Annotated in this window: 15 protein-coding genes; 9 read left to right on the forward strand and 6 right to left on the reverse strand. The window is 71.2% G+C overall.

Annotated elements, in window-relative coordinates:
* Positions 1-62: 62 nt before the first annotated feature.
* The 3 genes from ABTW72_RS08730 to ABTW72_RS08740 all read left to right on the forward strand — a co-directional run bounded on the left by ABTW72_RS08730 (position 63) and on the right by ABTW72_RS08740 (position 4,515).
* Positions 63-2,576 (forward strand): DEAD/DEAH box helicase, encoded by a 2,514-nt coding sequence (locus ABTW72_RS08730; RefSeq protein ID WP_112584661.1) that lies wholly within the window; start codon positions 63-65, stop codon positions 2,574-2,576.
* A 155-nt stretch (positions 2,577-2,731) separates the two neighbouring features.
* Positions 2,732-3,376 (forward strand): hypothetical protein, encoded by a 645-nt coding sequence (locus ABTW72_RS08735; protein WP_091401551.1) that lies wholly within the window; start codon positions 2,732-2,734, stop codon positions 3,374-3,376.
* Between the two features lie 236 nt (positions 3,377-3,612).
* Positions 3,613-4,515 carry an endonuclease domain-containing protein gene (locus tag ABTW72_RS08740; RefSeq protein WP_350856039.1) on the forward strand — a complete coding sequence of 301 codons (903 nt, stop codon included), beginning with the start codon at positions 3,613-3,615 and terminating at the stop codon, positions 4,513-4,515.
* Between the two features lie 186 nt (positions 4,516-4,701).
* Here ABTW72_RS08740 and ABTW72_RS08745 read toward each other — a convergent pair whose 3' ends face one another.
* The 4 genes from ABTW72_RS08745 to ABTW72_RS08760 all read right to left on the reverse strand — a co-directional run bounded on the left by ABTW72_RS08745 (position 4,702) and on the right by ABTW72_RS08760 (position 8,795).
* The gene (locus ABTW72_RS08745; protein ID WP_350856047.1) at positions 4,702-5,649 is read right to left on the reverse strand and encodes an ABC transporter substrate-binding protein; all 948 of its coding nucleotides are present in this window, start codon (positions 5,647-5,649) and stop codon (positions 4,702-4,704) included.
* Positions 5,649-6,551: an ABC transporter ATP-binding protein gene (locus ABTW72_RS08750; protein WP_350856050.1), complete on the reverse strand. Its 903-nt coding sequence runs from the start codon at positions 6,549-6,551 to the stop codon at positions 5,649-5,651. The genes ABTW72_RS08745 and ABTW72_RS08750 overlap by 1 nt, the downstream gene beginning before the upstream one ends.
* Before the next feature lie 19 nt (positions 6,552-6,570).
* Complete coding sequence (locus tag ABTW72_RS08755) at positions 6,571-7,596, reverse strand: FecCD family ABC transporter permease (RefSeq protein ID WP_350856053.1); 1,026 nt, start codon at positions 7,594-7,596, stop codon at positions 6,571-6,573.
* A gap of 152 nt (positions 7,597-7,748) precedes the next feature.
* Complete coding sequence (locus ABTW72_RS08760; RefSeq protein WP_091401545.1) at positions 7,749-8,795, reverse strand: FecCD family ABC transporter permease; 1,047 nt, start codon at positions 8,793-8,795, stop codon at positions 7,749-7,751.
* Between the two features lie 141 nt (positions 8,796-8,936).
* On the opposite strand from ABTW72_RS08760, the gene ABTW72_RS08765 reads away from it, so the two are divergent.
* Positions 8,937-9,296, forward strand: a complete 360-nt coding sequence (locus ABTW72_RS08765; protein ID WP_350856056.1) for a YciI family protein — start codon at positions 8,937-8,939, stop codon at positions 9,294-9,296.
* Positions 9,297-9,308: 12 nt separating this feature from the next.
* Here ABTW72_RS08765 and ABTW72_RS08770 read toward each other — a convergent pair whose 3' ends face one another.
* Entirely contained in the window at positions 9,309-9,701 is a 393-nt protein-coding gene (locus ABTW72_RS08770) for a cytidine deaminase family protein (RefSeq protein WP_350856059.1), read from the reverse strand.
* Positions 9,702-9,844: 143 nt separating this feature from the next.
* On the opposite strand from ABTW72_RS08770, the gene hrpA reads away from it, so the two are divergent.
* Positions 9,845-13,909 carry an ATP-dependent RNA helicase HrpA gene (gene hrpA, locus ABTW72_RS08775; RefSeq protein ID WP_350856062.1) on the forward strand — a complete coding sequence of 1,355 codons (4,065 nt, stop codon included), beginning with the start codon at positions 9,845-9,847 and terminating at the stop codon, positions 13,907-13,909.
* 77 nt (positions 13,910-13,986) lie between these two features.
* Here hrpA and ABTW72_RS08780 read toward each other — a convergent pair whose 3' ends face one another.
* Positions 13,987-14,919 carry a LysR family transcriptional regulator gene (locus ABTW72_RS08780; protein WP_350856065.1) on the reverse strand — a complete coding sequence of 311 codons (933 nt, stop codon included), beginning with the start codon at positions 14,917-14,919 and terminating at the stop codon, positions 13,987-13,989.
* A gap of 35 nt (positions 14,920-14,954) precedes the next feature.
* Between ABTW72_RS08780 and ABTW72_RS08785 the strand changes: the two genes are divergently transcribed.
* From ABTW72_RS08785 to ABTW72_RS08800, 4 genes are all read left to right on the forward strand, one after another.
* Positions 14,955-15,686 (forward strand): succinate dehydrogenase cytochrome b subunit, encoded by a 732-nt coding sequence (locus ABTW72_RS08785; protein WP_181539347.1) that lies wholly within the window; start codon positions 14,955-14,957, stop codon positions 15,684-15,686.
* A 1-nt stretch (position 15,687) separates the two neighbouring features.
* Entirely contained in the window at positions 15,688-17,625 is a 1,938-nt protein-coding gene (locus ABTW72_RS08790) for a fumarate reductase/succinate dehydrogenase flavoprotein subunit (RefSeq protein WP_112622245.1), read from the forward strand.
* Entirely contained in the window at positions 17,622-18,386 is a 765-nt protein-coding gene (locus ABTW72_RS08795; protein WP_210781353.1) for a succinate dehydrogenase/fumarate reductase iron-sulfur subunit, read from the forward strand. The genes ABTW72_RS08790 and ABTW72_RS08795 overlap by 4 nt, the downstream gene beginning before the upstream one ends.
* Positions 18,387-18,586: 200 nt before the next feature.
* Positions 18,587-19,771 (forward strand): zinc-dependent alcohol dehydrogenase, encoded by a 1,185-nt coding sequence (locus ABTW72_RS08800; RefSeq protein WP_350856727.1) that lies wholly within the window; start codon positions 18,587-18,589, stop codon positions 19,769-19,771.
* Positions 19,772-19,794: the final 23 nt, after the last annotated feature.

The raw sequence follows: 19,794 nt of genomic DNA on the forward strand, positions 1-19,794 counted from the left end.
CGGGGGTCCGGTGCGGGCCGGGTTGGCGTACCGGGGCATGATCCAGGCACCATGGACAGGCTATGACGCTCACCGCCGCGCTGCCGACAAGCGCCGACCCCGACACCCTCTTCGACGCGTTCGCCGGCTGGGCGAAGGAGCGCGGCCTCGACCTCTACCCCCATCAGGAAGAGGCGGTCATCGAGATCGTCTCCGGCGCCAACCTGATCATGAACACGCCCACCGGCTCGGGTAAGAGCCTGGTGGCGATCGCCGCGCACTTCGCGGCCCTCGCCGACAGCCGGACGACCTTCTACACCGCGCCGATCAAGGCGTTGGTGTCGGAGAAGTTCTTCGCGCTCTGCGAGGTCTTCGGCGCCGAGAACGTCGGCATGCTCACCGGCGACGCCAGCGTCAACGCCGACGCCCCGATCATCTGCTGCACGGCGGAGATCCTGGCGAACCTGGCGCTGCGCGAGGGTACCAAGGCCGATGTCGGCCAGGTGATCATGGACGAGTTCCACTTCTACGCCGAGCCCGACCGGGGCTGGGCGTGGCAGGTGCCGATCATCGAGCTGCCGCAGGCCCAGTTCATCCTGATGTCCGCCACTCTGGGGGACACCACCCGCTTCGTCGACGACCTGACCCGGCGCACCGGGCGGCCCACCGCCGTCGTGCGCACGGCGGAGCGGCCGGTCCCGCTCATCTTCTCGTACGCGATGACGCCGCTGCACGAGACGCTTGAGGAACTGCTGGAGACCAAGCAGGCCCCGGTGTACGTGGTGCATTTCACCCAGGCCGCCGCGCTGGAACGCGCCCAGGCGCTGACCAGCGTCAACGTCTGCACCCGCGCCGAGAAGGACATGATCGCCGAGGCGATCGGTGGCTTCCGGTTCACCGCCGGCTTCGGCAAGACGCTGTCCCGGCTGGTCCGGCACGGCATCGGCGTGCACCACGCCGGCATGCTGCCCAAGTACCGCCGCCTGGTGGAGACCCTCGCCCAGGCCGGCCTACTCAAGGTCATCTGCGGCACCGACACCCTCGGCGTCGGCATCAACGTGCCGATCCGCACCGTGCTGTTCACCGGCCTGTCCAAGTACGACGGGGTCCGTACCCGGCTGCTGAAGAACCGGGAGTTCCACCAGATCGCCGGGCGGGCCGGCCGGGCCGGCTACGACACCATCGGCCGGGTCGTGGTGCAGGCCCCGGAGCACGTCATCGACAACGAGAAGGCCCTCGCCAAGGCCGGTGACGACCCGAAGAAGCGGCGCAAGGTGGTCCGCAAGAAGCCGCCGGAGGGCTCGATCGGCTGGGGTCAGCCCACCTTCGACCGACTCGTCGACGCCGAGCCGGAGCCACTGACCTCCAGCTTCCAGGTCAGCCACTCGATGCTGCTCAACGTCATCGGCCGGCCCGGGGACGCGTTCACCGCGATGCGGCACCTGCTCACCGACAACCACGAGGAGCCCGCCGCGCAGCGCCGGCACATCCGCCGCGCGATCGCCATCTACCGGGCTCTGCGTGCCGGCGGGGTGGTCGAGGAACTGCCCGAGCCGGACGAGACCGGCCGGCGAATCCGGCTCACCGTCGACCTCCAGCTCGACTTCGCCCTCAACCAGCCGCTCTCCCCCCTCGCGCTGGCCACCATCGAGCTGCTCGACGCCGAGTCCCCGTCGTACGCGCTCGACGTGCTGAGCGTCATCGAGTCGATCCTCGACGACCCCCGGCAGATCCTCTCCGCGCAGCAGTTCAAGGCGCGCGGCGAGGCGGTCGCCGCCATGAAGGCCGAAGGCATCGAGTACGAGGCGCGCCTCGAACTGCTCGACGAGGTGACCCACCCGAAGCCCCTGGCCGAGCTGCTGGAGGCCGCGTACGAGATGTACCGGCAGGGGCACCCCTGGGTCGCCGACCACCAGCTCTCCCCCAAGGCTGTCGTCCGCGACATGTACGAGCGGGCCATGACCTTCACCGAGTACGTGCAGTTCTACGGGCTGACCCGCTCGGAAGGTCTCGTCCTGCGCTACCTGGCCGACGCGTACAAGACGCTGCGCCAGACCGTGCCCGAGGACGCCAAGACCGAGGAACTGATCGACCTCATCGAGTGGTTGGGCGAGCTGGTCCGCCAGGTCGACTCCAGTCTCATCGACGAGTGGGAGCGGCTGCGTAACCCGTCCGACGTGGCCGAGGTGGCCCAGGCGCACGCCGCCCTGACCGATCGACCACCGGCGGTGACCCGCAACGCGCGGGCGTTCCGGGTGCTGGTCCGCAACGCGCTGTTCCGACGCGTCGAGTTGGCCGCGCTACGCCGCTGGGACCTGCTCGCCGAGTTGGACGCCGAGGACGGCTGGGACTACGACGCGTGGGCCGACGCCCTGGCGCCGTACTTCGAGGCGTACGACTCGATCGGGGTCGGGCCGGACGCCCGCGGTCCGGCGCTGCTCATGATCGAGCAGGGCCGGGAGCGGTGGACCGTACGGCAGATCTTCGACGACCCGGACGGCGACCACGACTGGGGTATCAGCGCCGAGATCGACCTGGTGGCCTCGGACGAGGTCGGCGCGGCGGTGGTGCGGATCACCGACGTCGGGCAGCTCTAGCGAGCGTCTCGAAGGGGGTCGTCCGTATGCCGGACGGCCCCCTTTGTCGCGTCTTCCGCGCCCCTTCTTTCGCTGGGCGATGTCAGACCTGTCGATTAGAATGTATGTACTAATCGAGTTCCTGACCTGCAGGATTACGATCCGGGAGGACGCCCGTGACCGCGCCCGCCTCCACGCCCCTCACCCCCTACGCCACACTGCTCGGCTTCACCCGCTACGTCGACCGCACCGGCCCCACCAAGGCGACCTTCGTCGGCGGGCTGCGCAAGCAGCGCGCCAGCCGGTCCGGCTTCAACCCGCACGGCCAGTTCGTCAAGGCGCTCAAGGCCGACATCGCCTTCCACACCGGCGGCACGCACCTGGCCGGGGTGGCCGACATCGTCAAGCCACGATGGCGCCCGCTCTACCAGGCGCTCGTCCCCGGTGCCACGACCTGGCTGCACTCCCTCGGCGAGCCCGCCGCCGTCGATCTCGCCCAGACCCGCGATGCCCTGGCCATGCTGGGCGACCTGCCCGTCAAGATCAACCCCCACTTCGGGGTACGCCACGCCGACGGCCGCGCCGAAGCGGTCCGCCTGCACTTCGACGAGGCCCCACCGAGCGAGGAGTCGGTGCTCGCCACCCTGCACCTGATGGCCCGACACATGGACGCGGTGCTGCCGCACGCCGAGCCGGTCCTGGTCGACGTCCGCCGCGGTCTGGCCCACCGCATGCCCACCGACGCCAAGCCCGACCAGATCGAACGATGGCTCTCCGGCGAGGCCGCCGCCTTCCGCGCCATCTGGTCCACCGCCGCCTGACCCACCCCCGCTCTCCACGTCCCACGCACTCCACGCCCCACGCACTCCACGCTCCACGCGCCTGCCCGGCATGTCGCGCTCGATCCAGGATGTAGTGGCCTCCTGAGAAGCGGAGGCCACTACATCCATGTTCGAGCGCGATCATGGGGATAACGACGCGCATCGACGCCGGTGTGGTGACCGTGGTTATCCACAGGGGCAGCGTGACGCGAAGCGGTTCGGCCAGCCTGAGGCCCATGCCGAAAGCTCCTCGTCGGCCGCCGCAGTTGCGGGGTCGGGTCTTCCGTGGTTCGACCGCCGTCTCGCGAGGCCTACTGACCCGCAACGAGCTACGCAGTTCGGCGTGGCGACCGCTCTTCCGCGACGTCTACGCCGATGCCCAGATCGCAGTCACCCACACCACCAGATGCACCGCCGTCGGACGCTGGTTGGTCCCACCCGGTGCGGCCATCGCAGGGCGCGCTGCCGCCGGCCTGTACGGCTGCGCGAAGCCCGGCCCGAGCGAGCCGGTCGACGTCCTCGTTCCCGCCGCCACCCGGATCGGCCCGACCGCCGGCATCCGGGTCCACCACGGAGAGATCGACTCCGGCGACACCGTGGACCGGGCCGGGATCACGGTGACCAGCCCCACGCGTACCTGCTGGGACCTGGCCCGTTGGCTCGATGTGATCGAGGCGGTGGTCGTCATCGACGCCATGCTGGCCAACCGGCTGACGACCGCGCCAGCCCTGCGCGAGTACGCGCTGAGTCGGGCCGGTCGGCGCGGCTGGCGATCGCTGCTACGCGCGGTCGACCTGGCCGACGCGGGTGCGGAGTCCCCCCAGGAGTCCCGCACCCGGGTCGGGCTGGTGCTCGCCGGCCTGCCGAGGCCGGAGACGCAGTGGGTCGTGGCCGATCACGGCAGGTTCGTGGCCCGCCTTGACCTGGCCTGGCCACAGTTCAAGGTCGCGGTGGAGTACGACGGACTCTGGCACGACGACCCCGAGCAGTTCCATCGGGACCGTCAACGCCTCAACCGACTGCTCGGCGGCGACTGGATCGTGCTGCACCTGACCGCCAAGCGCCTCCGGGACGACTTCGACGGGTTCCTCACCGAGGTCCGAGCCGCCCTACGGGCACGCTCGCGCTCCCCCCGGTGACGATGATCGCGCTCGAACATGGAAGTAGTGGCCTCCCCGCCTAGGGAGGCCACTACTTCCTGGATCAAGCACGATCATGAGCCGGCGCACGGGTGCGGAAGATGTGCGGGGTGCCTGCCTCGCACGGGTGCGCGGGTGAGCGCCTCGCACGGGCACGCGGGGTGAGCGCCTCGCGCTGGTGGGACGTCAGGCGGCGGGGAGGTACTTGGCCAGGTCGTCGAGGATCTTGTTGGCGGCGCCGACGCCGATGCCGGTCATCCAGACCTCGTCGGAGACGGGGTACGCCTTGCCGGCCTTGACCGCGCCGAGGCCCTTCCACAGCGTCCCGCCGGCGACCTTGGTCTGCTCGGCGGCGGCCTTGTCGCCGTACGCGGTCACGAAGATGACGTCACCGTCGACCTCGTTGATCCGCTCGGGGCTGACCAGGTCGAAGCGCTTGTCCTCCTTGTTGGCGAGCAGCTGCCGCTCGGGGCGGCCCAGGCCGGTGTCGCCGATGACGATGCCGGAGAACGAGTCCGGGCCGTACACCCGGATGTTGCCGGGCAGGAACCGCACGATGGAGACCTTGCGTGCGGCGGCGTCTCCGAGCGTCGCGCCGAAGTCCTTGGCCCGCTTCTCGTACGTGGCGAGCAGATCCTTGGCCTGCTGCTCACGGCCGAGCGCCTTGCCGTCGAGGAGGAGGTTGTCCTTCCAGGTGATGCCCACCTTGTCGGTGAACACGGTTGGCGCGATGGCGGCCAGCTCGTCGTAGAACTTCTCCTGGCGGAACTTGCTACCGAGGATGAGGTCCGGCTTCAGCGCGTTGATCGCCTCCAGGTCGGGCTCGGTGAGCACCCCGACCTCCTTGATGCCGGCGAGCTTGTCCGCGCCGAAGTACGTGGGCCAGCTCTTCGCCTCACCGGCGGTGGCCGCGCCGACGGGTGTGATGCCCAGCGAGAGCGCCGTGTCGATCTTGTCGGTGTCGAGCACGACGACGCGCTTGGGCTCGGCCGGGACCTTGGTGGTGCCCATGGCGTGGGTGATCTCCCGGGTGTCCCCGGCGGTGGAGCCGGCGACCGGGTCGCTCTCACCGCAGGCGGTGAGGCCGGCGCCGAGGGCGACGGCCGCGGCGAGAGCTGCGACGAGACGACGCATCAGAGTCCTTTCGAGGGGTGCGAGCCGGCGAGCGGGTTGGCCGCGTCGCCGGTGGCGGGTCGGGCGTCCGGTACGGACGCCGTCAACGAATCGGGGTCACCGGCGGCAGCGGGAGTTGGAGCGTTGCCGCCGGTGTAGGAGGGCACCACCAGCGGCGCGCCGGTCACCGGGCAGGGCACGACCACGCAGGCCAGCCCGAAGACGTCGCGGACCAGGTCGGCGGTGAGGATCTCCCGGGGCGGGCCGGCGGCGACCACCGCGCCGGCGCGCATGGCGACCAGGTGGTCGGCGTAGCGGGCGGCCTGGTTCAGGTCGTGCAGGACGGCGACCACGGTGCGGCCCCGCTCGGAGCGCAGCCGGTGCAGGAGGTCCAGCACCTCCACCTGGTGGGCCAGGTCGAGGAAGGTGGTCGGCTCGTCCAACAGCAGGGCGTCGGTGTCCTGGGCGAGGGTCATGGCGATCCACACCCGTTGCCGCTGACCGCCGGAGAGGCTGTCCACCGGTCGGTCGGCCAGGTCGGTGACGTCGGCGAGGGCCATCGCCTGGTCCACCGCCGCGCCGTCCTCCGACGACCACTGCCGCCACCACCGCTGGTAGGGCTGTCGACCGCGCCCGACCAGGTCCGCCACCGTGACGCCCTCGGGCACCAGCGGGCTCTGCGGCAGAACTCCGAGGCGGCGGGCGACCTCCCGGGTCGGCAGGTCGCGGATGGCGGTGCCGTCCAGCAGCACCGTGCCGCGGCGGGGGGTGAGCAGCCGGGCCATCGTGCGCAGCAGGGTGGACTTGCCGCAGGCGTTGGGTCCGACGATCACGGTGAACGCGTCGGTGGGCAGGTCGAGGTCGAGCCCGTCGAGCACGGTCCGCTCGTCGTAGCCGGCGACCAGGTCGCGGGTGGAGAGCATCACACGACTCCTTGAGGCGTCACGACGACCGCCGCCGGCCACGCAGCAGCAGGAAGATCAGGTACGGGCCGCCGATCGCGGCGGTCAGCACACCGGCGGGTAGTTGGGTGGGTGCGAACAGGCGTCGGCCGGCCAGGTCGGCCAGTACCAGCAGGAGGGCGCCGAGCAGCGCCGCGCAGACCAGCGGTGGCCGTTCGGCGCGTACCAGCCGACGGGCCACCTGCGGGGCGACCAGCGCCACGAAGTCGACGGCGCCGACCTGGGCGGTGACCATCGCGGCGACGAGGACGCCGGTGCCGGCGAGGCCGATCCGACGGGCCACCGGGCGCAGCCCGACGCCCCGGGCGGTGTCGTCGTCCAGGGCGGTGCTGTTCAGCGCCCACCCGGCCCAGGCCAGCACCGGCAGCAGCACCAGCAGGGTGCCGGCGATCCAGGCGGCCTCGGTCCAACCCTTGCCGGCCAGCGTGCCGATCAGCCAGATCTGGGCGCGCAACCCGTCGATCGGATCGGCGGTGAGCATGACCACCTCGGTGAGCGCCCGGAAGCCGAACGCGACCGCCACCCCGGCGAGCACGAAGCGCTGCGCGGCCAGCCCGTGCCGGGCACCGAGAGCGAACAGCAGCACCGCCGCGAGCAGCCCGCCCACCAGCGCGGTGGGCGCCACCAGCACTGCGGCCATTCCGCTGGTCAGGGCCACGGTCGCGGCGAGGCCGGCCCCCTGGGTGATGCCGATGACGTCCGGGCTGGCCAGTGGGTTGCGGGCCACGCTCTGGATCAGCGTGCCGGCCACGCCGAAGGCGGCGCCGGCCACGGCCGCCAGCACGACCCGCGGCAACCGAAGATCAAAGACCACGAGGTCGTACGGGGTGCCAGCTCCGGACAGGGCGCGCAGCACGTCGGCCGGGGCGACGTACGGGGTGCCCAGCGAGAGGCTGAGCACGACGGCCAACATGAGCAGCACGGTCAGCACGGCGGCCACCAGCACCGCGCGACGGCGGATCAGCAGGCTGACCGGGCCGATCCGCAGCAGCGACCGGCCGGGCAACCGGACAGAGTCGGCGCCAGGCGAGCCGCCGGACACGACGGTCGACAAGCCGGCGGACCCAGCCGAACCGGGCGGGTCAGCGGCGCCAGCCGGTCCGGACGGCACGGAAGGGCTGGGTGGGTCAGCGGGGCCGGAGGAACGGCGGGTGGTGGTCACGCGGTCACCACCCGGGCGCGGCGGACCAGCACGGCCAGCAGTGGCGCGCCGATCAGCGCGGTGACGATCCCGGCCGGGATCTCACCGGGCGGGGCGACGAGCCGACCGACGATGTCGGCGGCGAGCAGCAGTGCCGGCCCGAGCAGGGCGGAGACGGCGAGGGTCCAGCGGTGGTCCGCGCCGACCAGGGCGCGGGCCAGGTGCGGCACGGCCAGCCCGACGAACGCGACAGGGCCGGCGGCGGCCACCGCGGCACCGGTCAGCAGCACGGCGGCAAGGCCACCACCGAGGCGGACCAGACCGATCCGGTGGCCGAGACCACGGGCCACGTCGTCGCCGAGGGCCAGCGCGTCCAGGCCCCGGGCCACCAGGGCGGCCAGCACCAACCCGACGAGGACGAACGGCAGGACCTGCGCGGCGACCGACAGATCCCGTCCGGCCAGCCCGCCGACCACCCAGAAGCGGTACTCCTCGAAGGTGCGGGCGTCGATGCTGAGCAACGCGTACACCCCGGAGGCCAGGCTGGCGTCGAGCGCCGCGCCGACCAGCGCGAGGGTGACGGGGCTGGCGCCCTCGCGGGCGCGGGTGGCGATGGCGAAAACCAGCAGCCCGGCGATCAGGGCCCCGGCGATGCCGAACCAGACGTACCCGGCGAGCGTGCCGACGCCGAAGACGGAGATCGCGAGTACCACCCCGAACGACGCGCCCGCGCTGATGCCGAGGATGCGCGGCTCGGCGAGGGGGTTGCGGGTGAGCGCCTGGAACAGCACGCCGGCCACGGCCAGCGCGAGCCCGACCGCGAGGCCGAGCGCGGTCCGGGGCATCCGCAGCTCACGGACGATGGTGCTGGCGTCGCCGCCGTCCGGCGCGACGAGCGCGTGCCAGACCTGGTCGACGCCGAGTTGTCGGCTGCCGAGCGCGAAGCTGGCCAGCACGGTGAGCAGCAGCACCAGCGCGGCCCCGACGGTGACGGCCACCCGGCGGCCGGTGCGGGTGCCGGACCGGTTGCGGGCCGGGGTCGGCCGGGTGGCGAGGGTGGTCACGAGTCTCCTGCACGTTCATGCTTAGGTTCGCCTTACCTTAGCCGCTCGGTTGAGGCTCACCTAACTGGCACTTGTCGATCCGCGACAGGCTGAGCAGGGCAGACGCCCGCGCGGAGAGGGCGACGCACCTAGGGTTGGCTCATGCGATTCGACCAGCACACGGTCGTCCTGCTGACCCGGCCGTCGGATCCGCCGGAGCTGCCGCAGGACGCGATCGACCGGTTGCGGGACGCGCACCTGGCCCACCAGGCGGGCCTCGTGCAGCAGGGGCTGGTGCTCGCGGCCGGCCCGTTCCTGCACCCCGACGACGAGCAGCTGAGGGGTTTCGTGGTGCTGTCCATCGCCCCGGACGAGGCACGCGCGCTGTTCGCCAACGACCCCGCCGTGCGGGCCGGTCGCCTGGTCGCGCGGGTCACGTCGTGGCTGCTTCCGGAGGGCACCCTGCGGTTCGAGAGCGTGCCGGTGCCGCAGTCGATGCTGGATGCGGCCTCCGGGGACTGACCCCGGGCCCGGTCAGCCGGCCGAGCCGCTGCCGGTCTCCGCCGGCAACTCACCGAGCGGGACCACCCGCAGGGCGTCCATCGGGCCGACGACCACCCGCAGGTGCGGGAAGAAGTCCCCCAGCACCTGCCGGCACCGGTCACAGGGCACGACGACCTCGCGGCCACGGTCGGCGACGGTGACGATCGTCTCCAGGGCGGTGACGCCCTGCGTGGCGGCCGTGCCGATCACGACAAGTTCGGCGCAGGCCCCTCCGGTGGCGTGCTGAACGTTCACGCCGCTGAAGACCCGCCCGTCCGCGGTCCGGGCCGCCGACGCGACAGTGTGGTGCTGGCTGCGACAGCGCAGCTTGGAGACCGCCGTGGCAGCCTGCACCAACGCGCGGTCGGTGTCGCGCATCTCCATCCGGCTCCCCCAGCGCTCGACGTCGGCCGCCAACTCTAGGGCCCGCTCGTGGCCCTCAAGGGACCGGAGGTGGCCGTCGGAGAGCCGGCCGCTCGGTAACCCAGGGGCGGTGCGCCGCCGGGCTGCCTATCCTTGGGCACGACATGCAGAATCCAACCGCCTCCGTCGCGTCCGACCCCGTTCGCGAGCTGCACCGCCGTCTCACACCTCTGATGTTCCGCGACCAGCGCCGGCTCCAGCGGCGACTGGACGGTGCCCGCAAGCTGCGCGACCCGCAGCGTCGGGAGGCGGCGCTGACCGAGATCACCGCCGACCTGGTCCGGGCCGAGCAGCGGCTCGCCGCCCGGCAGGCGGCGGTGCCCGTGATCACGTACCCGGTGGGCTTGCCGGTCAGTGAGCGCAAGGACGACATCGCCGCCGCCATCCGCGATCACCAGGTGGTGATCGTGGCGGGCGAGACCGGCTCCGGCAAGACCACCCAGATCCCCAAGATCTGTCTGGAGTTGGGGCGCGGGGTGCACGGCCTGATCGGGCACACCCAGCCCCGGCGGTTGGCCGCCCGGACGGTGGCCGACCGGATCGCCGACGAGCTGGGCACCGAGTTGGGCGACGTGGTCGGCTACAAGGTGCGTTTCACCGACCAGGTCAGCGAGCGCAGCCTGGTGAAGCTGATGACCGACGGCATCCTGCTGGCCGAGTTGCAGACCGACCGGATGCTGCGCCAGTACGACACCCTGATCATCGACGAGGCGCACGAGCGCAGCCTCAACATCGACTTCATCCTCGGGTACCTGCGGGAGCTGTTGCCCCGACGACCCGACCTCAAGGTGATCATCACCTCGGCGACCATCGAGACCGACCGGTTCGCCCGGCACTTCGCCGGCCCACCCACCGCCGACGAGCCGGAGGGCGTGCCCGCGCCGGTGGTCGAGGTCTCGGGGCGTACCTACCCGGTGGAGGTGCGTTACCGGCCCCTCGTCGAGCTCGCCGAGGGCGAGGAGGACGGCGACGGCGACGACGAGAACGTCCGCGACCAGATCCAGGCGATCGGCGACGCCGTCGAGGAGCTGGCCGCCGAGGGCCCCGGCGACATCCTGGTCTTCCTCAGCGGCGAGCGGGAGATCCGGGACACCGCCGACGCGCTGGGCAAGCTGGTGCAGAAGAAGCGAACGCTGCTCGGCACCGAGATCCTGCCGTTGTACGCGCGGCTCTCCTCCGCCGAGCAGCACCGGGTGTTCGCCGCGCACTCCTCGCGCCGGGTGGTGCTCGCCACGAACGTCGCGGAGACCTCCCTGACAGTGCCCGGCATCAAGTACGTGGTGGACCCGGGCACCGCCCGCATCTCCCGCTACTCCAGTCGGCTCAAGGTGCAGCGGCTGCCGATCGAGCCGATCTCCCAGGCGTCGGCCAACCAGCGCAAGGGCCGGTGTGGTCGTACCTCGGACGGCATCTGCATCCGCCTCTACGACGAGCAGGACTTCCTCTCCCGGCCCGAGTTCACCGACCCGGAGATCCTGCGGACCAACCTGGCGTCGGTCATCCTCCAGATGACGGCGATCGGGCTCGGCGACCTCGCCGCGTTCCCGTTCATCGACCCGCCGGACAAGCGCAACATCACCGACGGCGTCAACCTGCTGCACGAGCTGGGCGCGTTGGACCCGACCGAGGCCGACCCGGCGAAGCGGCTCACCGCGCTCGGCCGGCGGTTGGCCCAGTTGCCGGTCGACCCGCGCCTGGCCCGAATGGTGGTCGAGGGCGAACGCAACGGCTGCGCCACCGAGGTGCTGGTGATCGCCGCCGCGCTCTCCATCCAGGACCCGCGGGAGCGGCCCGCGGAGAAGCAGGCCCAGGCCGACCAGGCGCACGCCCGGTTCGCCGACAAGGAGTCGGACTTCGTCGCCTACCTCAACCTGTGGCGCTACCTGCGCGAGCAGCAGCGGGAGCTCTCCTCCAGCGCGTTCCGCCGGATGTGCAAGGCGGAGTACCTGAACTACCTGCGCATCCGCGAGTGGCAGGACATCGTCAGCCAGCTGCGCCAGGTGCTGCGTACCCCGTCCGACGGCGACCGGCGTGGCGGGCGGCCGGCGCGCGACAGCTCGGACGACGCGGACGCCGGCCGGGGCCGCCGGGGTGGCGCGGACCTGCCGGAGGAGATCGACACCCCGAAGGTGCACCAGTCTCTGCTGCCCGGCCTGTTGTCGCACATCGGCCTGAAGGACGCCCAGAAACACGAGTACCTGGGGGCGCGGGGCGCGAAGTTCGGGATCTTCCCCGGGTCGGCGTTGTTCAAGAAGCCGCCGCGCTGGGTGATGGCCGCCGAGTTGGTGGAGACCTCCCGGCTGTGGGGGCGCATCGCCGGCCGGGTCGAGCCGGAGTGGGTCGAGCCGCTGGCGCAACACCTGGTCAAGCGCAGCTACAGCGAACCGCACTGGGAGAAGAAGCAGGCCGCGGTGATGGCCTACGAGAAGGTCACCCTGTACGGCGTCCCGCTGGTCAGCTCCCGCAAGGTCAACTTTGGGCGGATCGACCCGACGCTGAGCCGGGAACTGTTCATCCGGCACGCCCTCGTCGAGGGCGACTGGCAGACCCACCACCAGTTCTGGGCGGACAACAAGCGGCTGCTCGCCGAGATCGAGGAGTTGGAGAGCCGGGCCCGACGCCGGGACATCCTGGTCGACGACGAGACCATCTTCGGCTTCTACGACCAGCGGATCCCGGCCGACGTGTCCTCCGGCCGGCACTTCGACAGCTGGTGGAAGAAGACCCGCCGCGAGCAACCCGACCTGCTCACCTTCACCCGTGACCTGCTGATCAACGACGGCCGACCAGGGGTCGACGAGGACGACTACCCGGACGAGTGGCAGGCCGACGGGGTGCGCCTGCCGCTGACCTACCGGTTCGAGCCGGGCACGCCGGACGACGGCGTCACAGTGGACATCCCGCTGCCGCTGCTCAACCAGGTGCCGGCGGAGACCTTCGACTGGCAGGTGCCGGGGCTGCGCGAGGAGACGGTGATCGCGCTGATCCGCTCGCTGCCCAAGGCGATCCGCCGCAACTTCGTCCCGGTGCCGGACTACGCCCGGGCCGCCCTGGCGGCGATCACTCCCGGCGAGGAGTCGCTGCTGGACGCGCTCACCCGGCAGCTGCGCCGGATGACCGGGGTGACAGTGCCCCGCGACGCCTGGGAGCCGGGCAAGCTTCCGGCGCACCTGCGGGTGACCTTCCGGGTCCTCGGCGACGACGAGAAGCCGGTCGCCGAGGGCAAGGACCTGCCGGCCCTGCAACGCCAACTCCGCCAGGAGGTACGCCAGGTGGTGGCGGCCGCCGCACCGGAGGTGGCCCGTACCGGGTTGCGCGAGTGGAGCATCGGCACGCTGCCCCGGACCATCGAGCAGGTCCGTGCCGGTTACGCGGTCACCGCGTACCCGGCTCTGGTCGACGAGGGCGCCACGGTCGGGGTGAAGGTGTTCGACTCCCCCGCCGAGGCGGAGGCGGCGCACTGGGCCGGCACCCGCCGGCTGCTGCGGCTCACCGTGCCGTCCCCGGCGCGGTTCCTCCAGGGGCGGCTGGACAACGAGGCGAAGCTGGCGCTGAGCCGCAACCCGCACGGCGGCGTCCAGGAGCTGATCGAGGACGCGGCGGGCGCCGCCATCGACCGGCTGATCGGTGTGGCCGGCGGGCCGGCGTGGGACGCCGACGGGTTCGCGGCCCTGCGCGAGAAGGTCCGCGCCGACCTGGTCGACACCGTCGTCGAGGTGATGGACCGGGTCCGCAAGGTCCTCGCCGCCGCGTACGCCGTCGAGCAGCGGCTCGGCGCGACCCGCAACCTCGCCGTGGTGGCAGCGCTGGCCGACATCCGCAGCCAGCTCGCCGGGCTGGTGCACGCCGGTTTCATCACCGAGACCGGGTACGCGCGCCTGCCCGACCTGCTGCGCTACCTCACCGCCATCGAGCGTCGGCTGGAGCGGCTGGGCGGCAACCCGCAGCGGGACCGCCAGCAGCAGGACCGGATCGCTGTGGTGCAGAAGGAGTACGCCGACCTGCTCGCCAACCTGTCGCCGGCCCGCCGCCAGGAGACGGCCGTCCGGCAGATCCGCTGGATGATCGAGGAGTTGCGGGTGAACGTCTTCGCCCAGGCGCTGGGCACCCCGTACCCCGTCTCCGAGCAGCGGATCTACCGGGCGATGGACGACGCCGAGGGCCGCTGAGCCGACGGCCGGGCCGCTGCCGACCACGTCGCGGCGGCGGCCCCCGTCCGGCCTCTTCACGGCGGCGCGTCGGCGGGTCAGGTCAGTGGCTCGACGCCCGGGGGCAGTTCGCCGAGGTCGATCGCCGACTGGATGTAGTCGAGCAGGATGCGCCGAAGCTCCCGGCCGGCATGGGTGGGTACGACGTCGCGCCGACGGGCCACCGCGATGGTCCGCCGCACCCCGGGCGGGGCGAGGGGGGTGATCCGCACGCCCGGCCGGCGAGCCAGCACGATGCCGGGCACGAGAGCGATGCCGAGGCCCGCCTCGACGAAGCTGAGCACTGCGTCCATCTCGCCGCCGTCCACGGCGAAGGTGGGTTCGAAGCCCGCCTCCCGACACGCCTGGATGGTCGCGTCGCGCAGGTCGTACCCCTCCCGGAACATCACCATCGGCTGGTCCCGCAGGTCGGTGATCCGCACCTCCCCGGTCAGCGACGCGGTGGGCACCTCCCCCACCGAGGCCACCACCAGGCTCTCGCGCAGGATCGGGTCGACCCGCAGCCCCGGGTCGGCCCCCTGCGCCGGCATGATGATGAGGGCCAGATCGAGGTCGCCGCGGAGCAGGTCGCGGACCAGGTCCTGCGAACCGCCCTCTTCGACGCGCAGGTCGACGGTGGGGTGCGCGTCGCGGAAGCGGCGCAGCACCGGCGGGGCGAGCGAGGTGGCCAGACTGGGGGTGGCTCCGAGCCGGACCCGGCCCCGGCGCAGCCCGACCAACTCCTGGACCTCCCGGGTCGCGGTCTCCACGTCGGCGAGGATCCGGGTGGCCAACGGCAGCAGCACCTCCCCCGCCGCGGTGAGCGCGATGTTGCCCCTTAGCCGCTCGAACAGTGGTGCCCCGAGGTCGGCCTCCAGAGCGTGAATTTGCTTACTGAGAGAAGGCTGAGTGATGCCCACGAGGTCGGCGGCTTGGGTGAAATGTCGTACTTCGGCCACCGCGACGAAGTACCGGAGCTGATGGAGCTGCATCTACATAGCCTACGGCTATCAACACTGCGAGTTTGATGCATTGGACGACTGATCGAAGTGCTCCTAGCGTCGGTCCTGTGGTAATCACGAAGACTCGGTCGCCCATCCGCTCGAACGTCGGCCTCAAGGCCGTCATGGCGGTGACGGGCATCCTGCTGGCGCTGTTCCTCATCGCCCACATGCTCGGCAACCTGAAGGTGTTCACGGGGGAGACCTCGTTCGACCACTACGCGCACTGGCTGCGCGACATCGGCAAGCCACTGCTGCCCGGCGTCTGGTTCCTGTGGATCCTGCGCACGGTGCTGGTGGTGGCGGTCGTCGCCCACATCGTGGCCGCCACCGTGCTGGCCCGTCGGGCCCGCGCCGCCCGCCCGGTCAAGTACGCCCACCGCAAGAAGGTCAACGGCAGCTACGCGGCCCGCACGATGCGCTGGGGTGGAGTGATCATCCTGCTCTTCGTGATCTACCACCTGCTGGACCTGACCACCGGCACGCTGAACCCGGTCGGCGACGCCAGCAAGCCGTACGGCAACGTCGTCGCCGACTTCGCCCCGGAGCGCTGGTACGTCACGCTCTTCTACACGCTGGCCATCCTCGCGGTGGGCTTCCACCTGCGCCACGGCGCGTTCAGCGCGTTCCGCAGCCTCGGCCAGCAGACGCCCCGCGGCGAGCGCAGGGCGCGTACCGCGGCTCTGATCTTCGCCGTGCTGCTCTGCGCCGGGTACCTGGTGGTCCCGTTCGCCGTACTCACCGGATTGGTGTCCTGACATGGAACTCTTCACCGAGGGCGACCCGATCGCCGACACCAAGGCTCCCGCCGGCCCGGTCGAGAAGCGTTGGGAGACCCGGCGCTTCGAGGCCAAGCTGGTCAACCCCGCCAACCGCCGCAAGATGACGGTGATCGTGGTCGGCACCGGCCTGGCCGGCGGCTCCGCCGCCGCGACCCTGGCCGAGCAGGGCTACCACGTCAAGTCCTACTGCTACCAGGACAGCCCGCGGCGAGCCCACTCCATCGCGGCACAGGGCGGCATCAACGCGGCGAAGAACTACCGCAACGACGGCGACTCCGTGCACCGGCTCTTCTACGACACCGTCAAGGGCGGCGACTTCCGCTCCCGGGAGTCGAACGTGCACCGGCTCGCCGAGGTGTCGGTCAACATCATCGACCAGTGCGTCGCCCAGGGAGTGCCGTTCGCCCGCGAGTACGGCGGCCTGCTGGACACCCGCTCCTTCGGTGGCGCCCAGGTGCAGCGCACCTTCTACGCCCGGGGCCAGACGGGCCAGCAACTGCTGCTCGGCGCGTACCAGGCCCTGGAGCGGCAGATCGGCCTGGGCAACGTGGAGATGAACGCCCGGCACGAGATGCTGGAGCTGGTCCTGGTGGACGGCAAGGCCCGGGGCATCGTGGTCCGGGACCTGGTCACCGGCGAGATCAGCACCGAGATGGCCGACGCCGTGGTGCTCGCCTCCGGCGGTTACGGCAACGTCTTCTACCTCTCCACCAACGCCAAGGGTTGCAACGTCACCGCCACCTGGCGCGCGCACCGCAAGGGCGCGTACTTCGCCAACCCGTGCTACACGCAGATCCACCCGACCTGCATTCCGGTCTCCGGCGACCACCAGTCGAAGCTGACCCTGATGAGCGAGTCGCTGCGCAACGACGGCCGGGTCTGGGTGCCGAAGACCAAGGGTGACGACCGCAGCCCGAAGGACATCGGAGAGGACGAGCGGGACTACTACCTGGAGCGGATCTACCCCTCCTTCGGCAACCTGGTCCCCCGCGACATCGCCTCCCGCGCCGCGAAGAACGTGTGCGACGAGGGTCGGGGCGTCGGGCCGACGAAGCTCGGCGTCTACCTCGACTTCGCCGACGCGATCGGCCGGCTGGGCCGCAAGGCCATCGAGGCCAAGTACGGCAACCTCTTCGAGATGTACGAGCGGATCACCGGCGAGGACCCGTACGAGGTGCCGATGCGCATCTACCCCGCCGTGCACTACACGATGGGCGGCCTGTGGGTCGACTACGACCTCCAGTCGAACATCCCCGGCCTGTTCGTGATCGGCGAGGCGAACTTCTCCGACCACGGCGCGAACCGGCTCGGCGCCTCGGCGCTGATGCAGGGCCTCGCCGACGGCTACTTCGTGCTGCCCACCACCATCGCCAACTACCTGGCCTCCGGTCCGCTGGAGAAGGTCGACGCCAGCCACCCGGCGGCCGTCGAGGCGCGCACCGACGTCGAGGACCGCGTCCAGCGGCTGCTCGCCGTCGACGGCGACCGGACCGTGGACTCGTTCCACCGGGAACTGGGCCAGATCATGTGGGAACACTGCGGCATGGAGCGCAGCGAGGCCGGGCTGCGCAAGGCGATCGACGAGATCCGCGCCCTGCGCGAGCAGTTCTGGCAGCGGGTCAAGGTGTCCGGCACCGGCGAGGAACTCAACCAGTCGCTGGAGAAGGCCGGCCGGGTGGCCGACTTCTTCGAGCTGGCCGAGCTGATGTGCATCGACGCCCTGCACCGCGAGGAGTCCTGCGGCGGCCACTTCCGGGCCGAGCACCAAACCCCCGACGGTGAGGCGCAGCGCGACGACGACCGGTTCGCGTACGTGGCGGCCTGGGAGTTCACCGCCGACGGCGAGCCCTCGGTGCTGCACAAGGAAGACCTGAAGTTCGAATACGTCCACCCCACGCAGCGGAGCTACAAGTGAACCTGACCCTGCGCATCTGGCGCCAGAAGGGCCCTGAGGACAAGGGTCGGATGGTGACCTACCCGGTCGACGACGTGTCCCCGGACATGTCGTTCCTGGAGATGCTCGACGTGCTCAACGAGCGGCTGATCCTCGCTGGCGAGGACCCGGTGGCGTTCGACCACGACTGCCGCGAGGGCATCTGCGGCATGTGCGGCCTGATGATCAATGGCGACGCGCACGGGCCGCAGCGCGGCACCACCGCGTGCCAGCTGCACATGCGGCAGTTCTCCGACGGCGAGACGATCGACATCGAGCCGTGGCGGGCCAGCGCCTTCCCGGTGGTCAAGGACCTGGTCGTCAACCGGAGCGCCTTCGACAAGATCATCGCGGCTGGCGGCTACGTCACCGCGCCGACCGGCAGCGCGCCCGAAGCCCACTCCACCCCGGTGGCCAAGGCCAACGCCGACGCCGCCTTCGAGTCGGCGGCCTGCATCGGCTGCGGCGCGTGCGTGGCAGCCTGCCCGAACGGCTCCGGCATGCTCTTCACCGCCGCCAAGCTCACCCAGCTCTCGCTGCTGCCCCAGGGCCAGCCCGAGCGCTACACCCGGGTGATCGGCATGGTCGACGCGCACGACGAGGCCGGCTTCGGCGGCTGCACCAACGCCGGCGAATGCACCCCGGCCTGCCCGAAGGGCATCCCGCTGAACACCATCGGCCGACTCAACCGCGACTACCTCGCGGCCACCGCCAAGGGAGCCAACAACACCCCCGGTTCCTGAGGTCCACCGCACGACGCCAGACCGCCGTATCCCGCTTTCCTCGGGGGTACGGCGGTCTGGCGTTTGGCCTCCCAGGCCCCCACCGCAACCACCGCCAAGCACGACGCCAGCCCCAGAGACACGCCAGGGGCAGGCCGCCGGTTCAAGTGCCCGAGCCCGGGTAGCAGTCTTTGAGACGGCAGTGAGAAGGGATGAGGGACATGAAGGCGCTCACCTGGCAGGGCAAGCGGGACGTACGGGTCGAGGAGGTCCCGGACACTCGGATCGAGGAGCCGACCGACGCGATCGTGAAGATCACCTCGACCGCGATCTGCGGTTCCGACCTGCACCTCTACGAGGTGCTCGGGCCGTACCTGAAGCCGGGCGACGTCCTGGGCCACGAGCCGATGGGCATCGTCGAGGAGGTCGGGTCGGAGGTGACCGGGCTCAAGCCGGGCGACCGTGTGGTGGTGCCGTTCAACATCGCCTGCGGCAGCTGCTGGATGTGCGAGCGCCAGCTCTACGCCCAGTGTGAGACCACCCAGGTCACCAGCGAGGGTAAGGGCGCGGCCCTGTTCGGCTACACCTCGCTCTACGGTTCCGTGCCGGGCGGGCAGGCCGAGTACCTGCGCGTCCCGCAGGCCCACTTCGGGCCGATCAAGATCCCGCAGACCGGTGCGGACGAGCGCTACCTCTACCTGTCCGACATTCTGCCCACCGCCTGGCAGGCGGTGAAGTACGCGGACACCCCACGAGGCGGCACCCTGGCCGTCTTCGGCCTGGGCCCGGTCGGGCAGTTCTGCGCGCGGATCGGCCGCCACCTCGGCGCGGGCCGGGTGATCGGGCTGGACCTGGTTCCCGAGCGGCTGGAGTTGGCCCGCCGGCACGGCATCGAGGTGCTCGACGTGAGCCAACTGTCCGACGTGCCGAGCGCGTTGATCGACCTGGTCGACGGGCGCGGCCCGGACGCGGTGATCGACGCGGTCGGGATGGAGGCGCACGGTTCGCCGGCGGGGAAGTTGGCCCAGACCGCCGCCGGGCTGTTGCCGGACAAGCTGGCCCAGACGATGACCGACCGGGCGGGCGTGGACCGGCTGTCCGTCCTGCACGCCGCGCTCAAGGCGGTTCGCCGTGGCGGCACCGTGTCGCTCTCCGGCGTGTACGGCGGCGAGGCGGACCCGATGCCGCTGATGGAGATGTTCGACCGCGGCATCCAGCTGCGGATGGGGCAGTGCCACGTGCGTCGGTGGACCGACGAGATCCTGCCGCTGCTCTCCGGCGACGACGACCCGCTGGGCGTGGAGGACCTGCGTACCCACCGGTTGCCGCTGGCCCGGGCGCCGCAGGCGTACGAGATGTTCCAGAAGAAGGAGGACGGCTGCATCAAGGTCGTGCTCGAACCATGAGTGCGAGGAGTGCGGCCGGGTTG

This window comes from Micromonospora sp. NPDC127501 (genome assembly GCF_040302185.1).
Lineage (GTDB): Bacteria > Actinomycetota > Actinomycetes > Mycobacteriales > Micromonosporaceae > Micromonospora.